At 41.9% G+C, this 442-nt stretch carries 1 protein-coding gene; it reads left to right on the top strand.

The genetic code is table 11. The features are described from left to right. The coding region (locus ACYQ3Q_RS28525; RefSeq protein ID WP_459931753.1) for a site-specific integrase at positions 1 to 442 on the top strand (442 nt) is incomplete at both ends.

Consider the following 442-nt stretch of genomic DNA (forward strand, 5'->3'; position numbering starts at 1 on the left):
AAACGATGAAGACGTTCAACGAATATATTGAGGCTATGCTCCTCTACAAAGAATCCATAGGATATTCCAGAAAATCTTACGAGTACGACCTGATGCGTTTTTGTAATTATATAGTGACGAAGCAATTAGACGTGTCCGATCTCAAAGAAGAAATAGTCTTAAGTTGGTGTTCACGCTGGGAAAGCGAATCCCAGACCAGCGCGAGAAGAAGGATTCAATCAGTTCGGGAGTTGCTTAAATACCTATCTGCAATCGGTATTGATTGCTATGTGATCCCATCGAGTTTTCTCCCAAGGCCAGAGACACGGACGCCGTATATTTTTACTGACAAGGAATTACAGAGCATTTTCAAGGAGTGCGACGATCTATTGCCTAATAAATGCTCCCCTAACCGGCACCTGATTCTTCCTGTATTATTGCGATTGATTTTTTTTTGCGGCTT

The sequence above is a fragment of the Desulfosporosinus burensis genome (assembly GCF_054657535.1).